The following is a 19,816-nucleotide window of genomic DNA, read 5'->3' as shown; positions in this document are numbered from 1 at the left end:
CATTTGTTACGGAAACTTGAGACGAGGTCGCGCCCTACGCCGCCCCCACCAGTGACTCCGCCTCCGCCTCCCGCTCCACCATCGCCCGCAACGGCCCCGGCACAGCCGCCAGCTCCGCGTACGACCCCCGCTGCACAACCCGCCCCTCATCGAGTACGACGACCTCGTCGACCGCTTCGAGTCCGGCCAGCCGGTGGGTGATGAGCAGCGTCGTACGGCCCTCGGTGGCGGCCAGCAGGTCGGCCGTCAGCGCGTCGGCCGTGGGCAGGTCGAGGTGCTCGGCGGGCTCGTCGAGCACCAGCACCGGGAAGTCGGCGAGCAGCGCGCGGGCCAGCGCGAGCCGCTGCCGCTGCCCGCCGGACAGCCGCGCGCCGTGCTCGCCGACCAGCGTGTCGAGCCCGTCGGGCAGACCGTCGGCCCAGTCCAGCAGCCGCGCCCTGGCGAGTGCGTCGCGCAGGTCGTCCTCGGTGGCGTCCTTCTTCGCCAGCAGCAGGTTCTCGCGCACCGAACTGTCGAAGAGGTGCGCGTCCTGCGCACACAGCCCGACCAGCCGTCGTACGTCGTCGCTGTCGAGCGCGTACGCGTCGACGCCGGCGAGCGTGTAGGAGCCGGCCCGCGCGTCCAGGAACCGCAGCAGGGTCTGGGCGAGGGTGGTCTTGCCGGATCCGGACGGTCCGACGACGGCGACCCGGCGCCCCTGGTCGAGGGTGAGATCGAGCTCCGTGAGCGCGTCCCGGTCCTGCCCGGCGTGCCGGGCGATAAGCCCCTTGAGGGCGACCGGGAAGGGGGAGGCGGGCGCCTGCCGGGGCCGCTCGGGCTCCCGTACGGGCGCGGGCGCGTCCAGCACCTCGTACACCCGCTCCGCGCTCCTGCGCACCCGTTGCCGGTACTGCACGGCGAGCGGCATCCCGAGTACGGCCTCGAAGACGGCCAGCGGGGTGAGGACGACGACCGCCATCGCGACGCCGCCGAGCCGCCCGTCGGCGACTCCCTGGGCGCCCGCGAGGGCGGTGGCGGCGACGGTCAGGCCGGAGATCAGCGCGGTGAGCCCGTCGCCGAGCGCGGTGGCGGCGGCCGCACGGGAGGCGATCCGGGTGAGTGTGCCGTCGGCCCGGCGTGCTTCGGCCGTACGGGCGGGCAGGGCGCCGGCGACGGTCAACTCCGCGGTGCCGGTGAGCAGGTCGGTCACCCGCGTGGCCAGCACTCCTCGGGCGGGGGCCAGCCTGCGTTCGGCGCGCCGGGCGACGGCAGCCGTGATCAGCGGGACGCCGACGCCGGCCGCGAGCAGGCCGAGGGCGAGCACGGCGCCGGCCTCCGGCAGCAGCCACGCCGTGAAGCCGACGGAGGCGGCCGACACGAGCGCGGCGGCACCGGCGGGCAGCAGCCAGCGCAGCCAGTAGTCCTGGAGCGCGTCCACGTCGGCGACGAGCCGCGAGAGCAGATCGCCCCGGCGGGTACGGCGCAGCCCGGCGGGCGCCAGCCGCTCCAGGCGCCGGTAGACGGCGACCCTGGTGTCGGCGAGCATCCGCAGCACGGCGTCGTGCGACACAAGCCGCTCCCCGTACCGGAACACGGCCCGCCCGATCCCGAAGGCCCGCGTCGCCGTCACGGCCACCATCAGGTAGAGCACGGGAGGCTGCTGCGAGGCCCGCGAGATGAGCCAGCCGGAGGTGGCCATGAGCCCGACGGCGCTGCCGAGCGCGAGACTGCCGAGCAGCAGGGCCAGGGCGAGACGACCGCGCCGTGGGCCGGACATGGCACGGACGCGCGCGAGGACGCCGCCACTTGGCCCAGAGGGCTCGGTGGCTGCGGATGCTTCCAGAGTGGTGTCGCCTACCACTGGCGGCTCAGTCCGAGCCGCCGCGGACACCCGCCCCTCCACGACAGCAGGCACCATCGGCTCCGCCAGCCGCACCACCCGATCCGCCACCCCCAGCAGCGCCGGCCGATGCACCACCAACAGCACGGTCCGCCCCACCGCCAGCCGCCGTACCGCCTCCACGACCTCCGCCTCGGTGGCCCCGTCCAGCGCCGCCGTCGGCTCGTCGAGCAGCAGTACGGGCCGGTCCGCGAGGAACGCCCGTGCCAGCGCCAGCCGTTGCCGCTGGCCCGCCGACAGCCCGGCACCGTCCTCGCCGAGCACCGTGCCGACCCCGGCGGGCAGCGCGTCCACGAACTCCAGCGCCCCGGCGTCCCCCAACGCCCGCCGTACGGCGGCGTCGTCGGCGTCGGGACGTGCCAGCCGTACGTTCTCGGCGATGGTCCCGGCGAACAGGTGCGGCCGCTGCGGCACCCAGGCGATCCGCGACCGCCACTGCTCCAGGTCCACCTCGGCGAGATCGACTCCCCCGATCCGCACCCGCCCCTCGGTCGCCGGCACGAACCCCAACAGCACGTTCAGCAGCGTCGACTTGCCCGCACCGCTCGGCCCGACAAGGGCCACGGTCTCCCCGGGCTCGACGGCGAAGGACACGTCCGAGACGGCGTCCTCCGACCGGCCCGGATAGCGGACGGTGACCCCTTCGAAGGCCACGGCACCCGCCGGCACGGCACCGCTACCCGAAGCCTGCACAGGTGTCTCCAGCACCGCGAAGATCTCCTCGGCGGCAGCGAGACCCTCCGCCGCCGCGTGGTACTGCGCTCCGACCTGCCGCAGCGGCAGATACGCCTCGGGCGCGAGCACCAGGATGACGAGGCCGACGTACAGGTCCATCTCGCCGTGCACGAGCCGCATGCCGATCGTCACCGCGACCAGCGCCACCGAGAGCGTGGCGAGCAGCTCCAGGGCGAAGGAGGAGATGAAGGCGATCCGCAGCGTGCGCATGGTCGCCTGCCGGTACTCGCCGGTGATGCGCTTGATCGACTCGGCCTGCGCCTTGGCCCGCCCGAACACCTTCAGGGTCGGCAGACCCGCGACGACGTCCAGGAAGTGCCCGGACAGCCGGGACAACAGCTGCCACTGACGGTCCATCCGGGACTGCGTGGCCCAGCCGATGAGGATCATGAAGACCGGGATGAGCGGCAGGGTTCCCACGATGATGGCCGCCGAGACCCAGTCCTCGGTGACGACCCTGGCCAGCACGGCCACCGGCACGACCACCGCGAGCCCCAACTGCGGCAGATAGCGCGAGAAGTAGTCGTCGAGGGCGTCGACGCCACGCGTGGCCAGGGCGACGAGCGATCCGGTCCGCTGCCCGCCGAGCCAGCCGGGCCCCAGCGCGACCGCCCGCTCCAGCAGCCGCCCCCGCAGCTCCGACTTCACCGCCGCGCTCGCCCGGTGCGCGGCGAGCTCGGTGAGCCAGGAGACCAGGGCGCGACCGCCGGCGACGGCGACCAACAGCAGCAGGGGAGTGCGGAGTTCAGCGACCGACATGCCGTGCTGGAAGGCGCCCACCACGACCTCGGCGATGAGCATCGCCTGCGCGATGACCAGGAGGGCACCGAGGACGCCCAGGCCGACCACGGCCGCCATGAAGAGGCGGGTGGCTCGGGCGTATCGGAGCAGTCGCGGATCGATTGGTTTCACGTGAAACACACCTCAGTGCACGGTCGCGGCGATGTTCAGTGCACGGACTCAGCGATGTGCTGCGTACCGATGCGCTTGCGGAACACCCAGTAGGTCCAGCCCTGGTAGAGCAGGACGAGTGGTGTGGCGATCGCCGCCAGCCAGGTCATGATCTTCAGGGTGTACGCGCTCGACGAGGCGTTGGTGACCGTGAGGCTCCAGTCCCCGTTGAGCGACGACGGCATGACGTTCGGGAAGAGCGACAGGAAGAGCATCGCCACCGCGGCCACGATCGTGACGCCGGACAGTGCGAACGACCAGCCCTCTCGCCCGGCCTGATTCGCCGCCAGCGCCGCGACCAGGGCGGCGACGGCCACGATCAGTGCGACCAGGCTCTTGCCGTCGCCGCTGTCGACCTGCGTCCAGAGCAGGAAGACCAGCGCCAGTACGGCGGTGAGGAGACCGACCTTCGTCGCCAGCGCCCGCGCCCGGACCCGGATGTCGCCGACGGTCTTGAGCGCCGTGAACACCGCTCCATGGAAGGTGAACAGCGTCAGCGTGACCAGGCCTCCGAGGAGGGCGTACGGGTTGAGCAGGTCCCAGAAGTTGCCGACGTACTCGAAGTTCTTGTCGATCTTCACTCCGCGCACGATGTTGCCGAAGGCCACGCCCCACAGGAACGCCGGGATCAGCGAGGTCCAGAAGATCGCCGTCTCCCAGTTGCGCTGCCAGTTCTCCTCGGGCCGCTTGGCGCGGTACTCGAAGGCGACTCCGCGCACGATCAGGCAGACCAGGATGACCAGCAGCGGCAGGTAGAAGCCGGAGAAGAGGGTGGCGTACCACTCGGGGAAGGCGGCGAAGGTCGCGCCGCCCGCGGTGAGCAGCCACACCTCGTTGCCGTCCCAGACCGGGCCGATGGTGTTGATCAGCACCCGCTTCTCGGGCCGGTCCCGGGCGAGCAGCTTGGTGAGGATACCGACCCCGAAGTCGAAGCCCTCCAGGAAGAAGTAGCCGGTCCACAGGACGGCGATGAGCACGAACCAGACGTCGTGAAGTTCCATGACTCGATCTCCCTCGGCCTAGTACGAGAAGGCCATCGGCTTGTCGGCGTCACGGACGTCGCCGCCGATCTTCGTGGGCGGGTTGAGGTCGGCCTCGGTGAGCTCGGGCGGGCCGGCCTTGACGTACTTCACCATCAGCTTGACCTCGACGACGGCGAGGATGGCGTAGAGCGCGGTGAAGGTGATCATCGAGATGAGGACCTCGGCCTGGGAGACACCGGGGGAGACCGCGTGCCGGGTCTGCAGGACGCCGTAGACGACCCACGGCTGGCGGCCCATCTCGGTGAAGATCCAGCCCCAGGAGTTGGCGATCAGCGGGAAGCCCAGCGTCCAGATGGCCACCAGCCAGTACAGCCTGCCGAGCTTGGGGCTCAGGGCCTTGTTCCGGAAGAGCACCAGATGGGGCACCTCGTCGTCGCCGACCCGCAGATGCTGCGGCAGCATGAACTTCTTCCGGGTCAGCCACAGGCCGAGGATGCCGATGGCGAAGGACGCCATGCCGAAGCCGATCATCCAGCGGAACGCCCAGAAGGCGACCGGGATGTTGGGCCGGTAGTCGCCGGGGCCGTACTTCTGCTGCTCGGCCTTGTTGGTGTCGTTGATGCCGGGGACGTACGAGTTGAAGTCGTCGTCGGCGAGGAACGACAGCACGCCGGGGACGGACAGCTCGACGGTGTTGTGACCCTTGCTGACGTCGCCGTACGCGAAGATCGAGAACGGCGCGGAGTCCTGGCCGTCCCACAGGGCCTCGGCGGCGGCCATCTTCATCGGCTGCTGCTTGAACATGACCTTGCCGAGGGTGTCGCCGCTGATAGCGGTGAGCAGACCGGCGATGACCACGGTGACCAGGCCCAGGCGCAGCGAGCTCTTCATCACGGAGACGTGCTTCTTGCGGAAGAGGTGGAAGGCCGCGATGCCGACCATGAACGCGCCGCCGGTCAGGAAGGACGCGCTGAGCGTGTGGAAGGCCTGGGCCAGCGCGGTGTTCTGGGTCAGCACGTGCCAGAAGTCGGTCAGTTCGGCCCGCCCCTTGGCCTTGTTGATCTTGTAGCCGACGGGGTGCTGCATCCAGGAGTTGGCCGCGAGGATGAAGTACGCCGACAGGATCGTGCCGATCGAGACCATCCAGATGCAGGCCAGATGGATCTTCTTGGGCAGCTTGTCCCAGCCGAAGATCCACAGGCCGATGAAGGTCGACTCGAAGAAGAACGCGATCAGCGCCTCGAAAGCGAGCGGGGCGCCGAAGATGTCACCGACGAAGCGCGAGTAGTCGGACCAGTTCATGCCGAACTGGAACTCCTGCACGATGCCGGTGACCACGCCCATCGCGATGTTGATCAGGAAGAGCTTGCCCCAGAACTTGGTCGCCCTGAGGTACTTCTCCTTCTCCGTGCGCACCCAGGCGGTCTGCAGGCCGGCCGTCAGCGCGGCCAGCGAGATCGTCAGGGGGACGAACAGGAAGTGGTAGACGGTGGTGATACCGAACTGCCATCGCGCCAGAGTCTCCGGCGCCAACGCCAGATTCACGTCGCCGCTCCTTACGTACGCTTGTGAAAGCGTTCACATTCACAAGCAATTATGGACCATGCCTGTTCGACACGGGATGGGCGGGGGGTCCCCCAGAGGGTCCAATAGGTCACACCCGGACAGGACCGGTCGGCCCCTAGCGCACGGGGCGCCTCGGTTTCACGTGGAACCGAGGCGCCCCGCAGCTTACGACGACTGCTACAGCTCCTTACGGAAGGCCTCCGTCACCTTCAGGAAGATGTCGTTCGCCTCGGTCTCCCCGACCGTCACCCGCACGCCCTCGCCCGGGAACGGCCGGACCACCACGCCGTGCTGCTCACAGGCCTGCGCGAAGTCGACCGTGCGCTCCCCCAGCCGCAGCCACACGAAGTTGGCCTGGGTCTCGGGCACCGTCCAGCCCTGGGCCCGCAGCGTCTCGACGACGCGGTTGCGCTCGCACACCAGCGAGCCGACCCGGCCGAGCAGTTCGTCCTCGGCGCGCAGCGAGGCGATCGCCGCGTCCTGGGCGAGCTGGCTCACGCCGAACGGCACCGCCGTCTTGCGCAGCGCCGCCGCCACCGGCTCATGGGCGATCGCGAAGCCGACCCGCAGACCGGCGAGGCCGTACGCCTTGGAGAAGGTGCGCAGGACGCAGACGTTGGGGCGCTCGCGGTACAGCTCGACGCCGTCCGGAACCTCGTTGTCGCGGATGAACTCGCGGTAGGCCTCGTCAAGGACGACCAGGACATCGGCCGGCACCCGGTCGAGGAAGCGCTCCAGCTCGGCCCGCTTCACGACCGTGCCGGTCGGGTTGTTGGGATTGCAGACGAACACGAGTCGCGTGCGGTCGGTGATCGCGTCCGCCATCGCGTCCAGGTCGTGCACGTCACCGGGCGTCAGCGGCACCTGCACCGAAGTGGCTCCGCTGATCTGCGTGATGATCGGGTACGCCTCGAAGGACCGCCAGGCGTAGATCACCTCGTCGCCGGGGCCGGCGGTGGACTGGATCAGCTGCTGGGCGACGCCGACCGAACCGGTGCCGGTGGCCAGATGGGAGAGCGGAACGCCGAAGCGGTCGGACAACTCGTTCATCAGGCCCGTGCAGGCCATGTCCGGGTAGCGGTTGAAGGAGGAGGCGGCGGCCGTCACGCTCTCCATCACGCCGGGCAGGGGCGGATAGGGGTTCTCGTTGGAGGACAGCTTGTAGGCCACCGGCCCACCGGCCGCGGCAGGCTTCCCCGGCTTGTAGGTGGGGATACCCGCCAGCTCGGCGCGCAGCTTCGGGCTCGTCTCGCTCACCGCAGTCCTCCTCATGACCACCGGCTTCCAATACTGCTCACCTTATGAGGATTCGGCGCCGCTGCGTACAGGTGAGCGCGGACCGGGTTCGCCGGAGGAGCCGACCTCATCCGTCACACCAGCATCAGGCGCATCACCGTACGAACGCAGACGAATCGGGGGGCGCGGCTACATATATCTATGCGCCGGTGGCTCACGCCCTGGCGCGCATCACCCGTGCAGGTGAGTTGAGACCTCTTCGAAACATCGAGCACTTGGCAGGCTCATGCGTGCCGACAAGTCACGTAGTGCCATTGGATCGTTCAACTGACTGTGTTTCAAAGGTAGTTGACGGCTTATGACCTTGCAGAAACGTGCCTGTCAACGCGTGCATATGCGTCCGCCCTACCCCACCGCATGAGCCCTACTATCGGCTCGCCATGACAGCAGCAGGGAAGCACCAGGTGAGCCGCGCGGAAACCTCCCGTCGAGGCAGCCGGCCGGGTCGGGCGGGCATCAGGGATGTGGCCGCCGCCGCCGGAGTCTCCATCACGACCGTCTCCGACGCCCTGAACGGCAAGGGCAGGCTCCCGGACGCCACCCGCCGCCATGTCCGCGAGGTCGCCGACCGGCTGGGCTACCGCCCGTCGGCAGCGGCCCGCACGCTCCGTACCGGCAAGTCGGGTCTCATCGGCCTGACCGTGACGACGTACGGGGATGAACCTTTCACCTTCACCGAGTTCGCGTACTTCGCCGAGATGGCGCGGGCCGCCACCTCGGCCGCGCTCGCCCGGGGCTACGCGCTGGTGATCCTGCCGGCGACCTCGCGCCACGACGTGTGGTCGAACGTCGCCCTGGACGGGACCGTGGTGATCGACCCCTCCGACCAGGACCCGGTGGTCAGCGAACTGGTCAGGCAGGGTTTACCGGTGGTCTCCGACGGCCGCCCGGCCGGCGCCCTGCCGGTCACCGCGTGGGTCGACAACGACCACGAGGCCGCCGTGCTCGGCATCCTCGACCATCTGGCCGACGCCGGCGCCCGCCGCATCGGCCTGCTGACGGGGACGTCGACGGACACGTACACCCATCTGTCGACCACGGCGTACCTGCGCTGGTGCGAGCGCGTCGGCCAGGACCCGGTGTACGAGGCCTACCCGGCGCACGATCCGTGCGCGGGCGCCGTCGCCGCCGACCGGCTGCTGGCCCGCCCGGACCGGCCGGACGCCGTCTACGGGCTGTTCGACCCGAACGGCACCGATCTGCTCGCCGCCGCCCGTCGCTACGGCCTGCGCGTACCGGACGACCTGCTTCTGGTCTGCTGCAGCGAATCGACCGTGTACGCCAACACCGAGCCGCCGATCACGACACTCTCACTGAAGCCGCGCCGGATCGGCACGGCCGTCGTGCAGCTGCTCATCGACGCGATCGAGGGGGTCGAATCGGACCAACCGGTCGAGCAGGTGATACCGACGGAGCTGATCGTGCGCACCTCGTCCGAGCGACGCTCTCCGCGCACGACGGTCAGCCCCCCGCGTTCGCCCGAAGAGGAGTAGAACAAGCGCTGTCAGCAGCGGCCCAAGCTCTGCCCAATCGGGGCGAAAGCCGCGGTGAACTGGACTCTTGCTCCGATTCACCACCCCTGGGTCATCACATGGCGCGATCCGCATTCCTATGATGGGCCCACGACACCGCGGGCCGCTGCGACCAGGCAGTCCGAAGCGGTGCAGATGCGGCGCGATGGTGGAGGGGTCTGATGACTCAGGGGGCCGGTCAGGGACCCGAGGTGGAGCGGACGGCGACGTTGCCCGACTTCCGGGTGCCCGCGTACGTCCACGAGACCGGTCCGTACGGCCAGAGCACACACCCCGGTGACGTCGTACCGGCGCACGAGGAGACGTACCCCGAGGGGTACACCCCGACCGAGCGGGACCTGCCCGTGATCAACCGCGGTGACACGGTCCCGGTGGGCGTCGACCCGGCGTCCCTCGCCGCCCCGCAGGACGCGGACGGCGCGGGTCCGCTCTACGTCGTCGGCGATGTGCACGGCTACCTCGACGAACTGGTGGCCGCCCTGCAGGCCCAGGGCCTCATCGACGCCGCGGGCAACTGGTCCGCCGGCACCGCCCGGCTGTGGTTCCTCGGCGACTTCACCGACCGCGGCCCGGACGGCATCGGCGTCATCGACCTGGTGATGCGGCTGTCCGCGGAGGCGGCCGCGGCCGGCGGCTACTGCAAGGCGCTCATGGGCAACCACGAGCTGCTGCTGCTCGGCGCCAAGCGGTTCGGCGACACCCCCGTCAACTCCGGCGCGGGCACCGCCACCTTCCAGGCGGCCTGGCTGCTCAACGGCGGCCAGAAGAGCGACATGGACCGCCTCCAGGACCACCACCTGCAGTGGATGGCGCGCCTGGACGCGGTCGAGGAGGTGGACGGCTATCTGCTCGTCCACTCCGACACCACCGCCTACCTCGACTACGGCGACTCGATCGAGGCGGTCAACGACACCGTGCGCGAGACCCTCACGCGCAACGACGCCGACGAGTGCTGGGACCTGTTCCGCAAGTTCACCAAGCGGTTCTCCTTCCGCGACGAGGGCGGTGCAGACGCCGTACGCTCCCTGCTGGATACGTACGGCGGCACCCGCATCGTTCACGGTCACAGCCCGATTCCCTATCTGCTGGGCGAGGTCGGCTCCGAGGACGGCGAGGACAACTCCGGTCCGGTGGTCGAGGGACCGCACATCTACGCGGAAGGCCTGGCCATCGCGATGGACGGCGGAGTGACCATGGCCGGAAAGCTGCTGGTGCAGGAACTTCCCCTGGATATCTGAACGTTCACGGGGAAAGCGTTCCTCTCTCGGAGGAATGGCAACGAACGGCGCAGGCCAGGGCCCAATTTCCGGAAACCCCCTGTCACCGCGTGCCGTCCCCGCTCTACCATCGGCTTATCCGTAGCAGGCTCCCCTCCGTTTCTGCCCGACGGCTCGTTGGCATGCGAGCCCCAAGCCCTACGGAGCATCGGGGGATGCACATGAACAGCGTTCCGCAGCACCTGCTGAGCGAGGACCGCCAGGAGTACGAGCGGGTCCTCGATGAGGCGCTGCGCTCCGCCCCACACCGCCCGGAACTGGCCGCTGTTGGACAGCGGCTGAATCCCGAACAGCTGCGCACCATGGCGCTGAACGCCACCGCACTCATCACGGCGGCCGCGGCGACCGAGTACCAGCACTACGTGAAGGTTCGCGAGGAACTGCGCCGCCCGGCGCCGTCCACCCCGGCTACCGCCCGCGAGACCGGCTCCGAGGAGCCGGGCACGGGCGTGATGGGGCTCGCCACCACCCTCGGCGAGGCGGGCGAGCCCGCCGGCGCGGGCGCCGTCGCCGTCGCCGCCGTCCTCACCCCCGTCCTCGCCGGAACGGCCGCCGCGATCTTCCTGCTCGTCGGCTACATCCTCAGGTCGCTCGCCCCCAAACAGGCGTTCGGCAAGACCATGCTCATGGCCGGCTGGGTGTTCGGCGCCATGACGGCGGTCGCGATCCTCGTGGCCGCGGTCGGGCTGCTGCTCACCGCCCTGCGCAACCGGCCCTCCCTGGAGTCGGGACCGTACGGCGAACTGAGCGAGGAGGTGACCCGGGCCAGGGAAGCCTGGCGCGAGGCGCTTCTGGAGCGCGGCATCCTGCCCTTCCTGCGGGAGGCGCTCTCCGACCCGGGCTCAGCCGCCCTGCACCGCACGGAACCGGCGGCGCCGAGCCGTATCCCGCACCTCGGCTACGGCCGGCCGGGCTTCAGCAGCCCGGAGGACGGCCCGGCCGCCGGTCCGCGCCCGAGTTTCTCCAGCCCGGACTACACCAGCCCGGACTTCGGAGGCCCGGACCACCAGCTGGAGTGACCGACGGCTTGCGCCTTCCGCTTACGTGTCGCCGCGGGGGAGCGCAAGCCGAGTACCGGGCAAATCCGCCGGACGTCCGCGCACACCGCCCCGGCCCGCACTCAGGCCGCCGGCAGTGTGTCGGCGACGTCCGCGGTCGCCCGTACGAATTCCCGTACGCGTTCTGTGGTGTTGCCCTCCAGCCAGACGGGTCCCGTTCGACGAGCGGCGCGTCGTGGAGCGGCACATGGGCGACGTCCGGCCTCGGGCAGTAACGCCGGGCGTGCTCGCCGACCGGGAGCACACCCTTGCCCATCGCGACGAGCGTGAGCATCTCGGAGAACGACCCTCCGGCCGGTCCCTTCTCCACAGGGCGGCCCGAGAGTGTGCGGTCCGGGGTGCGGTCGCGCTTGAAGCCGACCGACGTCGCCTCCGGGTACCGCACCACGGGGTGCTCCGCGAGCACCTCCAGCGACACCGACTCCTCGCCGGCCGCGGATTCCCGACGGCCACGGCGAGCACCCGCCGCTCCATCAGCAGTACGGGTCCTCGCGCCATGCCGTCGAAGGGGTACGAGGCGACGAGCACGTCGACCGAGCCGTCGAGCAGGCTCGCGCGGGAGTTGGCCAGCTGAGCCTCCCGTACCTCGACCGACCCGCCCGGTGGTGAGACGCAGCCGCTCGGCGGTACGGCCGAAGTGCAGCTCCGTGGATCCGTCCTTGATGGCGGACCTGCCCCGGCGGATCGTGAAGGCACCCACCTGAACGCCCTTCCCGGAGGACCTCCTCATGCCCGCTGTCCGCGTAAAGGCCTTCGACCGCCTGGTCCTCAACGTCCGGCACGTCGAGCGTCCCCTGGACTTCTACGTCCACCGGCTGGGCCTGGAGCCGGTACGCGTCGCCGAATGGCGGGCCGGAAAGGTGCCGTTCCCCTCCGTGCGGATCACGCCGGAGACCATCGTCGACCTGGCCGCCCGTCCTCGCGGCGAGTCCAACGTCGACCACATCTGCCTCACCGTGGACCCCCTGGACTGGGACGAGTTCATCACCTCGGCCGGCTTCACGGTCCTCGAAGGCCCGGTCCCCCGCTACGGCGCCCGCGGCACGGCCACCTCTGTGCACGTCCAGGACCCGGACGGCAACTCGGTAGAGCTGCGGTGGTATCCGCAGGATGCGGCGGCCTGAGTCGGCCGTCCGGCCCCGCTTGCCCGACGTGCGTCGGCCGAGGGCCCGGCGCGCTACCGTCGCGGACATGAAGGTCCGCCACAAGGTACGCGTGGTCCTCCTCGACGGTGACCATCTGGTCCTGTTACGACGGGGCTGGCCAGGCGGACTGCCGTACTGGACGGCCGTGGGCGGAAGCGTCGAGTCCGAGGACGCCGACCTCGAAGCGGCGCTGCGTCGCGAGGTCATGGAGGAGCTCGGCGCGACGATCGGTCCCGCCCACTGAATTCCTGACGGTGACCGAGCCGGGCAGGGTCGCCGTCACGCGGCACTACTTCCTCGCCGACCTGCTGGACATGCGCCCGGACCGGCGTGGCGGCCCCGAGCTCGGCGACCCGGACATCGGCACCTTCGAACCCACCCGGGTTCCTCTGCGTGGCTCCGTCCTGTCGTCCCTCGGCCTCCAGACGCCCCAACTCGCCGAGTACGTGCTTGAGCACGTCGATGCGTGGCGGACCCGATGATCCTGTCCTCGGTCTGAGGTCACGCCCCCGTAGGGCCCATCGCCGCAGCCGTGCGTTCGTCGAAGTCCTTGCGGGCCGCCTGGATCGCGGAGATGTTCGCCTGCGACCAGTCGGTGATGCTCTGCAGCAGGCCGCCCACCTCCCGGCCCAGGTCGGTCAGCCGGTACTCCACGCACGGCGGGACCGTCGGGTAGACCTGACGGGTCAGCAGGCCCTCGCGCTCCAGTGTGCGCAGCGTCTGCGTCAGGACCTTGGACGTCACGCCGTCCAGCCGCCGGCGCAGTTCGGCGAACCGCATCGGGTGGCCGTCCTCCAGGGCGACCAGCACCAGCATGGTCCACTTGCTCGCTATGAGTTCCAGCACGGCACGGGTGGGACAGTCCCGCAAGAAGACGTCCACACCGCCGTGTTTTCTCAGGTCGAAGCCGGTATCCATGAGGAACCTCGATATCAGAAAAGTGCCTTCTTCCGTGGGGTGATCGCTCGGGCCGACGATGGGACGCATCCCGCCCGACCGATGGGGAGCCCTGATGTCAGCCCGTATGCATGCCGTCGTCCAGACCTCCTTCGGTGGTCCCGAGGTACTGACCTACACCGAGACCGACGTACCCGAACCCGGGCCCGGCGAGGTCCTGTTGCGGGTCGCCGGGGCCGGGGTCAACCCCGGCGACGCGGTGCTGCGGGCAGGCCGCGTGCCGGAGTTGGTGACCCTCCCCTGGACGCCGGGCAACGACGTGTCCGGCGTCGTCGAGCGGGTCGGCGAGGGTGTGACGCGATTCGTGCCGGGGGACCGGGTGTACGGCATGCTCGCCGTCAGCCGCCTTGGCGCGTACGCCGAGTTCACCGCCGTGCCCGCCGACGCGCTGGCGTTCGCGCCCGAGAACCTCGACCTGGCGCACGCCGGAGCCGTACCGCTGGTCGCGGTCACCGCCTGGCAGGCGCTGGCCGTGCTGGCACAGGTCCGGCCGGGCGACCGGGTCCTGATCCACGCGGCGGCGGGCGGCGTCGGCCATGTCGCTGTGCAGCTGGCCAAGGAGCTGGGCGCGCACGTCATCGGCACAGCACGAGCCGCCAACCACGACCGCCTGCGCGAACTGGGCGCCGACGAGCTGATCGACCACACCACCGCCGACTTCGAAACCGCCGTGGCCCCGGTGGACGTGGTCCTCGACCTGGTCGGCGGCTCCTACGGCCCGCGCTCCCTGGACGTACTGCGACCGGGCGGCCTTCTCATCGGCGCCGCGATCGACCCCGGCACGGACGAGGAACAGGCCGCGGCGCGCGGGCTGCGCTACACCTGGGTCACCGCCGAGCCCTCCGGTGACCTGCTGCAACAGGTCACCGAACGCATCGAATCCGGCCGACTGCGTGTCCAGGTCCAGCGGACCTACCCCCTGGCCGAGGCATCCGAGGCCCACCGAGCCATCGAGGCCAAGCGCACCACAGGCAAGATCGTCCTCGTCCCTTGACGATTCCACCGGTGGTGCCTGCTCAGGCCTCGACCTCCGGACGTCAGTCCGCGATCGGCAGATACACCCGGTTCCCGCTCGCCGCGAACTCCTTCGACTTCAACGCCATGCCCTCCTCGATCTCCACCCGACTGCCGCCGTGCTCGCGGCGGATGTCCTGGGAGATCTTCATCGAGCAGAACTTCGGCCCGCACATCGAGCAGAAGTGGGCGGTCTTGGCGGGCTCCGCCGGAAGCGTCTCGTCGTGGAACTCCCGTGCCGTGTCCGGGTCGAGGGCCAGGTTGAACTGGTCCTCCCACCGGAACTCGAAGCGGGCGTCGGACAGGGCGTCGTCCCAGTCCTGCGCCCCGGGGTGGCCCTTGGCGAGGTCGGCCGCATGGGCGGCGATCTTGTAGGTGATGACGCCGGTCTTGACGTCGTCCCGGTTGGGCAGGCCCAGGTGCTCCTTGGGCGTGACGTAGCAGAGCATCGCCGTGCCCCACCAGGCGATCATCGCGGCACCGATGCCGGAGGTGATGTGGTCGTACGCCGGCGCGACGTCCGTCGTCAGCGGGCCGAGCGTATAGAACGGAGCTTCATCACAGATCTCCTGCTGAAGGTCGATGTTCTCCTTGATCTTGTGCATCGGGACATGTCCCGGGCCCTCGATCATGGTCTGTACGTTGAAACGCTTGGCGATCGTGTTGAGTTCCCCCAGCGTGCGCAACTCCGCGAACTGCGCCTCGTCGTTGGCGTCCGCGATCGAGCCGGGCCTGAGGCCGTCGCCGAGCGAGTACGTGACGTCGTAGGCGGCGAGGATCTCGCAGAGCTCCTCGAAGTTCTCGTACAGGAACGATTCCTTGTGGTGCGCGAGGCACCACGCGGCCATGATCGAGCCACCGCGCGAGACGATGCCGGTCTTGCGGTTCGCGGTGAGCGGTACGTACGGCAGGCGCACGCCCGCGTGGACGGTCATGTAGTCCACGCCCTGCTCGGCCTGTTCGATGACCGTGTCCTTGTAGATCTCCCAGGTCAGCTCCTCGGCGCGGCCGTCGACCTTCTCCAGCGCCTGGTAGAGCGGGACGGTGCCGATGGGGACGGGGGAGTTGCGCAGCACCCATTCGCGGGTGGTGTGGATGTTGCGGCCGGTGGACAGGTCCATGACCGTGTCGGCGCCCCAGCGGGTCGCCCAGGTCATCTTCTCGACCTCCTCCTCGATGGAGGAGGTGACCGCGGAGTTGCCGATGTTGGCGTTGACCTTCACCAGGAACCGCTTGCCGATGATCATCGGCTCGATCTCCGGGTGGTTGACGTTGGCCGGCAGCACCGCGCGTCCGGCCGCGATCTCCTCGCGGACGACCTCGGGGGACACGTTCTCCCGGATGGCCACGTACTCCATCTCGGGCGTGACCTCGCCCCGGCGTGCGTACGCCAGTTGCGTGACCGCCCTGCCGTCACGGCTGCGGCGCGGCTGCCGCGGACGCCCCGGGAAGACGGCGTCGAGGTTGCGCAGGCCACCGCGCGGCGCGGTGTGCTTGATCCCGTCGTCCTCGGGGCGGACGGGCCGGCCCGCGTACTCCTCGGTGTCGCCGCGGCCGATGATCCAGTTCTCCCGCAGCGGGGCGAGCCCCCTGCGGACGTCCGTGTCGGTGAGCGGATCGGTGTACGGGCCAGAGGTGTCGTACAGCGTGACCGACTGCCCGTTGGTGAGGTGCACCTGACGGACCGGCACCCGCAGATCGGGGCGCGAGCCCTCGACGTATGCCTTGTGCCAGCCGATGGACTTCCCGGCCTCCTGGGCCTGTTCGCCCTGGGACCGTTCATCCTGGGGCTTTTCCCCCCGAATGAGCTGTTCGTCCTGGCTGGAGGCAGGCGTGCGTGCGTCCTTGATGGTCATGAGACCTACTCCCTACGCCGGCATTACCCGGTAACAGGTTCGGCGGTCGACGCAGCGATTTCCGTCTGTCGATGCCTCGTGGCGAACATCACTCGACTTCGGTGATGTTCCACGTGAAACATCGCTGGGACGGAGGTCAGCGCCCTCTCAGCCCGGTGCTCCGAGCTCCCGCGTGTGCAAAGGTGCCTCCACGCTAGCGTCAATTCGGGCGCGGTGAACAGGGGGCCCCTGTCGTTCTTGCGATGATCGGGCGGTGACCACGACACATCAGCCCCCGGAGCCACCGCACATCCACGGGTCGGGGCACGACCGTGGACACGACCACGGGTCGGGGCACGACCACGGTCGCGGACACGGGCATGGATCGGGCGGCGAGCAGGGCCACGGATCAGGTGGCGGACACGGCCACAGTCACAGCCATGGCCCGGCCGCCCCTGTCTCCAAGCACCTGCGCAAGGTCATCGCGGCGATCCTCATCCCGTTCGCCGCGGCCGTAGTGGTGGGCCTCGCGGTGCTGTGGCCCGGCGGCGCACCGGCTCACGAGCGCACCGGCGTGGGCTTCGACCGGCAGACCCAGCAGGCGACCGTCACCAAGGTCGTGAGCGTGAGCTGCAAGTCGGTGAACGCCTCCAGCGGGTCCTCGACCGGTGACACCTCCACCACCGGAAACTCCTCCGCGAAGCAGGAGGAGAACGGCACCTGCAAGAAGGCGACGATCCGCGTCGACTCGGGCAAGGACAAGGGCCGTACGTTCACCGAGATCGTGCAGCCGGACCAGTCACGGCAGTTGCACGAGGGCGAGAAGGTCGTGGTCGCCTACGAGCCCTCGGCGCCCAAGGACCTGCAGTACTCGGTGACCGACGTGAACCGCCGGTTCCCGATGGCCCTGCTCGCCGGTATCTTCGCGCTCGCCGTCGTGGTGGTGGGGCGACTGCGGGGCATCATGGCGCTGGTGGCGCTGGCCATCAGCTTCCTGATCCTGAACTTCTTCATCCTGCCCGCGATCCTGCAGGGCTCGAACCCGCTGCTCGTGGCGGTGATCGGGTCGAGCGCCATCATGCTGATCGCCCTCTACATCTGCCACGGGCTGTCGGCCCGTACGTCCGTAGCCGTGCTCGGCACCCTGATCTCGCTGATACTGATCGGCATCCTCGGCTCGGAGTTCATCGACTGGGCGGCCCTCACCGGCAACACCGACGACAACACCGGCCTGATCCACGGCCTGTATCCGTCGATCGACATGAGCGGTCTGCTGCTCGCGGGCGTCATCATCGGCTCGCTCGGTGTCCTGGACGACGTGACGGTCACGCAGACCTCCGCCGTCTGGGAGTTGCACGAGGCGAACCCGGCGATGGGCTGGCGCGGGCTGTACCGCGCGGGCATCCGGATCGGCCGCGACCACATCGCGTCCGTGGTCAACACGCTGGTCCTCGCCTACGCGGGCGCCGCGCTGCCGCTGCTGCTGCTCTTCTCCATCGCCCAGAGCAGTGTCGGCACGGTCGCCAACAGCGAGCTGGTCGCCGAGGAGATCGTGCGCACACTGGTCGGCTCGATCGGCCTGGTCGCCTCGGTACCGGTCACCACCCTGCTCGCGGCCCTGGTGGTCGCGGCCGACCGCCCTGAACCGGGTGCGGTACCGACGACGGCAACGGCGGGCACAGCACCGGCGGCACCGGCACGCGGGGGGAGGGGCCGGCGCCGTAAGCGGTGAAGCGGGGAGGGCCGATGCGGTGAGCGCTGAGACGGGAGGGCCGATTCCGGTCCGCTGCCGATTCCGGTCCGCTGCCGATTCCGGCCCACTGCAGTCTCCGACCCGCTTCCGACTCTGGCCCGCTTCCAAAGCCCGCCCGCAGCCAGCTCCGGTCCGCTGCCGCCTCCGGCCCACCTCCGACTCGGACCCGCTCCCGACTCCCGCCCACTGCCGCAGAAGCGTTCCTGCACCTCTTCAGCCGACTCGCGACCCCGCGCCCATGCGTTCCCTCAGCCTCGTGCCGAAGCGTTCCTTCGGCCTCATCGCCCGCTTCAGCCCGCGCTCTGTTCCTCCGCCAGGATGCGGTCCAGCGCCTCGTCGAGATGGGCGTCGAAGTCCGCGAGGGCGCCCTCCTGCCCCAGCGGCACCAACTTGTCCGTGCGGTCGAGGAACGCGATGAGAGGCGCCGTCGACGAGCGGAACAGGGCCTGGTCGCGGCCGACCTGAAGCCGGATCAGGACCTCGCACAGCGAGTCCGGTTCGGCGGGCGAGACCCGCACGTCCCCGTCCCCGCACGGCCGCCCCACCCCGTCGATCAGCAACTCCCGGCCGAACGCCCAGGTCACCGGGGCGTCCCCGGGCAGATGGAAGGTCAGCCGCACGGCATACGGATCACAGGGCTCGTAACGCAGCTCCACCGGAATACGGAAGGAGAGCTCCTCGGAGACGAGAAAGCTCATCATGACCTCTGCCTGTACGGACTCGCGCATCGCCTACCCCGTCATATGAAGCCGTCTGGCTGGGAATCATCCCCTGACACTGATGAAATCTTGCTGAACGTGCACGACAGATCACAAGGAGTGAGTTTTCAGATACTGATAGAGATCGCGAGCGACCCCAGCAGGCGCCCGACCTCACACTGCAGCTGCTGCGCCGCCGACACCAACCGGTCGGCCTGGTGCGCGGGCAGGGAGATGGCCATCGTCGCGGCCGTGGTGCCCAGGGTGATCGGGATCGCCGCGCAGACCGTGCCCAGCGCGTACTCCTGCCGCTCGATGACCGGTTCCATCCGCCGCGTCCGCTCCAGCCGCCGCAGCAGCGCGTGGTCGTCACACACCGTGTACGGGGTGATGGACTGCACGGGGTAGCGGTCGAGGTGGTCGCGGCGGGCGTCCTCGTCGAGTTGGGAGAGCAGACACAGCCCGATCGCGTGCGCATGCGCGGTCTCGCGGAAGTCGGCCCACTCCTCGACCGCCGGGTTGCCCGGGGTGTCGGAGACGCACATGACGTCGATCTCGCCGTCCCGGTACACCGCGTAGTACACGGGCACGCCGATCGCGTCCCGCCAGCCGGCGAGCGCCTCGACCACCGTGCTGCGACGTTTCTGCTGGGCTCCGCTGCTGCCCAGCCGCTCGGCCGCGTCACCGAGGAAGAACAGTCCCTTGTCGCGGCGCAGGTAGCCCTCGTGCACCAGGGTGCGCAGCAGGTGGTAGGCCGTGGGGAGGGCCAGGCCGGTCTCGCGGGCGAGTTGCTTGGCGGGGGCGCCGTGCGCATGGTCGGCGACGCATTCCAGGAGGCGCATCGCGCGCTGCACGGAGCCGATGAGGGTCGCGGTCTGGGGCTGTGCGGCCGGGGATTCGGGGTGCGCGGGCGCCGGGACGTCCGGGAGCCGTGTCGAGCCCGGCCGAGGCGTCGGCGTACGGGTCGGCTGCGGCCGCGCGGGGACCGGTGGTCGCGCGGAGGCCGGTGGTCGTGGCCGCGCCGGGGGTGTGGCCGCCGGGCCGGCCGTCGCGCACTCCTGTGTCGCGGGGCCGGGCTGCTCGGGCGGCCGGAGGCGTCCCGGGGGCACTGCGGCGGCCTGGGCCGATCCTGGCGGT

The 19,816-nt window shown here is 70.0% G+C and carries 16 protein-coding genes and 1 riboswitch; of the genes, 8 read left to right on the top strand and 8 right to left on the bottom strand.

What is annotated here, in order from left to right; translation table 11 throughout:
* Positions 1–34: 34 nt before the first annotated feature.
* From cydD to hisC, 4 genes are all read right to left on the bottom strand, one after another.
* A complete protein-coding gene (cydD, locus tag ABZ848_RS23700; RefSeq protein ID WP_360834855.1) occupies positions 35–3,526 on the bottom strand; it encodes a thiol reductant ABC exporter subunit CydD in 3,492 nt (1,163 codons plus the stop codon).
* 35 nt (positions 3,527–3,561) lie between these two features.
* Complete coding sequence (gene cydB, locus ABZ848_RS23695; RefSeq protein ID WP_360834853.1) at positions 3,562–4,566, bottom strand: cytochrome d ubiquinol oxidase subunit II; 1,005 nt, start codon at positions 4,564–4,566, stop codon at positions 3,562–3,564.
* A gap of 18 nt (positions 4,567–4,584) precedes the next feature.
* A complete protein-coding gene (locus tag ABZ848_RS23690; protein WP_360834851.1) occupies positions 4,585–6,093 on the bottom strand; it encodes a cytochrome ubiquinol oxidase subunit I in 1,509 nt (502 codons plus the stop codon).
* Positions 6,094–6,291: 198 nt separating this feature from the next.
* On the bottom strand, positions 6,292–7,371 hold the full coding sequence (gene hisC / locus ABZ848_RS23685) for a histidinol-phosphate transaminase (protein WP_360834849.1): 1,080 nt from the start codon (positions 7,369–7,371) through the stop codon (positions 6,292–6,294).
* A 419-nt stretch (positions 7,372–7,790) separates the two neighbouring features.
* On the opposite strand from hisC, the gene ABZ848_RS23680 reads away from it, so the two are divergent.
* The 6 genes from ABZ848_RS23680 to ABZ848_RS23655 all read left to right on the top strand — a co-directional run bounded on the left by ABZ848_RS23680 (position 7,791) and on the right by ABZ848_RS23655 (position 12,904).
* On the top strand, positions 7,791–8,903 hold the full coding sequence (locus ABZ848_RS23680; RefSeq protein ID WP_360834847.1) for a LacI family DNA-binding transcriptional regulator: 1,113 nt from the start codon (positions 7,791–7,793) through the stop codon (positions 8,901–8,903).
* A gap of 200 nt (positions 8,904–9,103) precedes the next feature.
* Positions 9,104–10,180, top strand: a complete 1,077-nt coding sequence (locus tag ABZ848_RS23675; RefSeq protein WP_360834845.1) for a metallophosphoesterase — start codon at positions 9,104–9,106, stop codon at positions 10,178–10,180.
* A 194-nt stretch (positions 10,181–10,374) separates the two neighbouring features.
* Complete coding sequence (locus tag ABZ848_RS23670; RefSeq protein ID WP_360834843.1) at positions 10,375–11,238, top strand: hypothetical protein; 864 nt, start codon at positions 10,375–10,377, stop codon at positions 11,236–11,238.
* Between the two features lie 767 nt (positions 11,239–12,005).
* Positions 12,006–12,401 (top strand): VOC family protein, encoded by a 396-nt coding sequence (locus tag ABZ848_RS23665; protein WP_360834841.1) that lies wholly within the window; start codon positions 12,006–12,008, stop codon positions 12,399–12,401.
* Positions 12,402–12,468: 67 nt separating this feature from the next.
* Positions 12,469–12,666, top strand: a complete 198-nt coding sequence (locus ABZ848_RS23660) for an NUDIX hydrolase (protein WP_360834839.1) — start codon at positions 12,469–12,471, stop codon at positions 12,664–12,666.
* Positions 12,667–12,676: 10 nt separating this feature from the next.
* Positions 12,677–12,904 (top strand): hypothetical protein, encoded by a 228-nt coding sequence (locus ABZ848_RS23655; protein WP_360834837.1) that lies wholly within the window; start codon positions 12,677–12,679, stop codon positions 12,902–12,904.
* 19 nt (positions 12,905–12,923) lie between these two features.
* Here the strand turns inward: ABZ848_RS23655 and ABZ848_RS23650 are convergent, their stop codons facing one another.
* Positions 12,924–13,340: a helix-turn-helix domain-containing protein gene (locus tag ABZ848_RS23650; protein WP_360834835.1), complete on the bottom strand. Its 417-nt coding sequence runs from the start codon at positions 13,338–13,340 to the stop codon at positions 12,924–12,926.
* Between the two features lie 94 nt (positions 13,341–13,434).
* Between ABZ848_RS23650 and ABZ848_RS23645 the strand changes: the two genes are divergently transcribed.
* A complete protein-coding gene (locus ABZ848_RS23645) occupies positions 13,435–14,373 on the top strand; it encodes an NADP-dependent oxidoreductase (protein ID WP_360834833.1) in 939 nt (312 codons plus the stop codon).
* Between the two features lie 43 nt (positions 14,374–14,416).
* Here the strand turns inward: ABZ848_RS23645 and thiC are convergent, their stop codons facing one another.
* Positions 14,417–16,249 carry a phosphomethylpyrimidine synthase ThiC gene (gene thiC, locus ABZ848_RS23640; protein WP_360834831.1) on the bottom strand — a complete coding sequence of 611 codons (1,833 nt, stop codon included), beginning with the start codon at positions 16,247–16,249 and terminating at the stop codon, positions 14,417–14,419.
* Positions 16,242–16,431: riboswitch (TPP riboswitch) on the bottom strand. It overlaps the preceding gene by 8 nt.
* A 71-nt stretch (positions 16,432–16,502) precedes the next feature.
* On the opposite strand from thiC, the gene ABZ848_RS23635 reads away from it, so the two are divergent.
* Positions 16,503–17,960, top strand: coding sequence for a YibE/F family protein (locus ABZ848_RS23635; protein ID WP_360834829.1), 1,458 nt, complete (start codon positions 16,503–16,505; stop codon positions 17,958–17,960).
* A 311-nt stretch (positions 17,961–18,271) separates the two neighbouring features.
* Here the strand turns inward: ABZ848_RS23635 and ABZ848_RS23630 are convergent, their stop codons facing one another.
* Both ABZ848_RS23630 and ABZ848_RS23625 read right to left on the bottom strand, forming a co-directional pair.
* Positions 18,272–18,709: an SsgA family sporulation/cell division regulator gene (locus tag ABZ848_RS23630; protein WP_360834827.1), complete on the bottom strand. Its 438-nt coding sequence runs from the start codon at positions 18,707–18,709 to the stop codon at positions 18,272–18,274.
* Positions 18,710–18,807: 98 nt separating this feature from the next.
* Positions 18,808–19,542 carry a helix-turn-helix domain-containing protein gene (locus tag ABZ848_RS23625; protein WP_360835196.1) on the bottom strand — a complete coding sequence of 245 codons (735 nt, stop codon included), beginning with the start codon at positions 19,540–19,542 and terminating at the stop codon, positions 18,808–18,810.
* Positions 19,543–19,816 lie beyond the last annotated feature (274 nt).

It is taken from the genome of Streptomyces sp. NPDC047081 (assembly GCF_040643775.1).
Taxonomy (GTDB): domain Bacteria; phylum Actinomycetota; class Actinomycetes; order Streptomycetales; family Streptomycetaceae; genus Streptomyces.
The sequence above is the reverse complement of the archived record's forward strand: the minus strand, read 5'-3'. Positions and strand labels throughout refer to the sequence as shown.

Bases quoted from the DNA above. Each gene is read 5' to 3' on its own strand.
- cydB (WP_360834853.1), bottom strand. From the start codon at position 4,566: ATGGAACTTCACGACGTCTGGTTCGTGCTCATCGCCGTCCTGTGGACC.
- ABZ848_RS23680 (WP_360834847.1), top strand. From the start codon at position 7,791: ATGACAGCAGCAGGGAAGCACCAGGTGAGCCGCGCGGAAACCTCCCGT.
- ABZ848_RS23675 (WP_360834845.1), top strand. From the start codon at position 9,104: ATGACTCAGGGGGCCGGTCAGGGACCCGAGGTGGAGCGGACGGCGACG.
- ABZ848_RS23670 (WP_360834843.1), top strand. From the start codon at position 10,375: ATGCACATGAACAGCGTTCCGCAGCACCTGCTGAGCGAGGACCGCCAG.
- ABZ848_RS23665 (WP_360834841.1), top strand. From the start codon at position 12,006: ATGCCCGCTGTCCGCGTAAAGGCCTTCGACCGCCTGGTCCTCAACGTC.
- ABZ848_RS23660 (WP_360834839.1), top strand. From the start codon at position 12,469: ATGAAGGTCCGCCACAAGGTACGCGTGGTCCTCCTCGACGGTGACCAT.
- ABZ848_RS23650 (WP_360834835.1), bottom strand. From the start codon at position 13,340: ATGGATACCGGCTTCGACCTGAGAAAACACGGCGGTGTGGACGTCTTC.
- ABZ848_RS23645 (WP_360834833.1), top strand. From the start codon at position 13,435: ATGTCAGCCCGTATGCATGCCGTCGTCCAGACCTCCTTCGGTGGTCCC.
- thiC (WP_360834831.1), bottom strand. From the start codon at position 16,249: ATGACCATCAAGGACGCACGCACGCCTGCCTCCAGCCAGGACGAACAG.
- ABZ848_RS23630 (WP_360834827.1), bottom strand. From the start codon at position 18,709: ATGCGCGAGTCCGTACAGGCAGAGGTCATGATGAGCTTTCTCGTCTCC.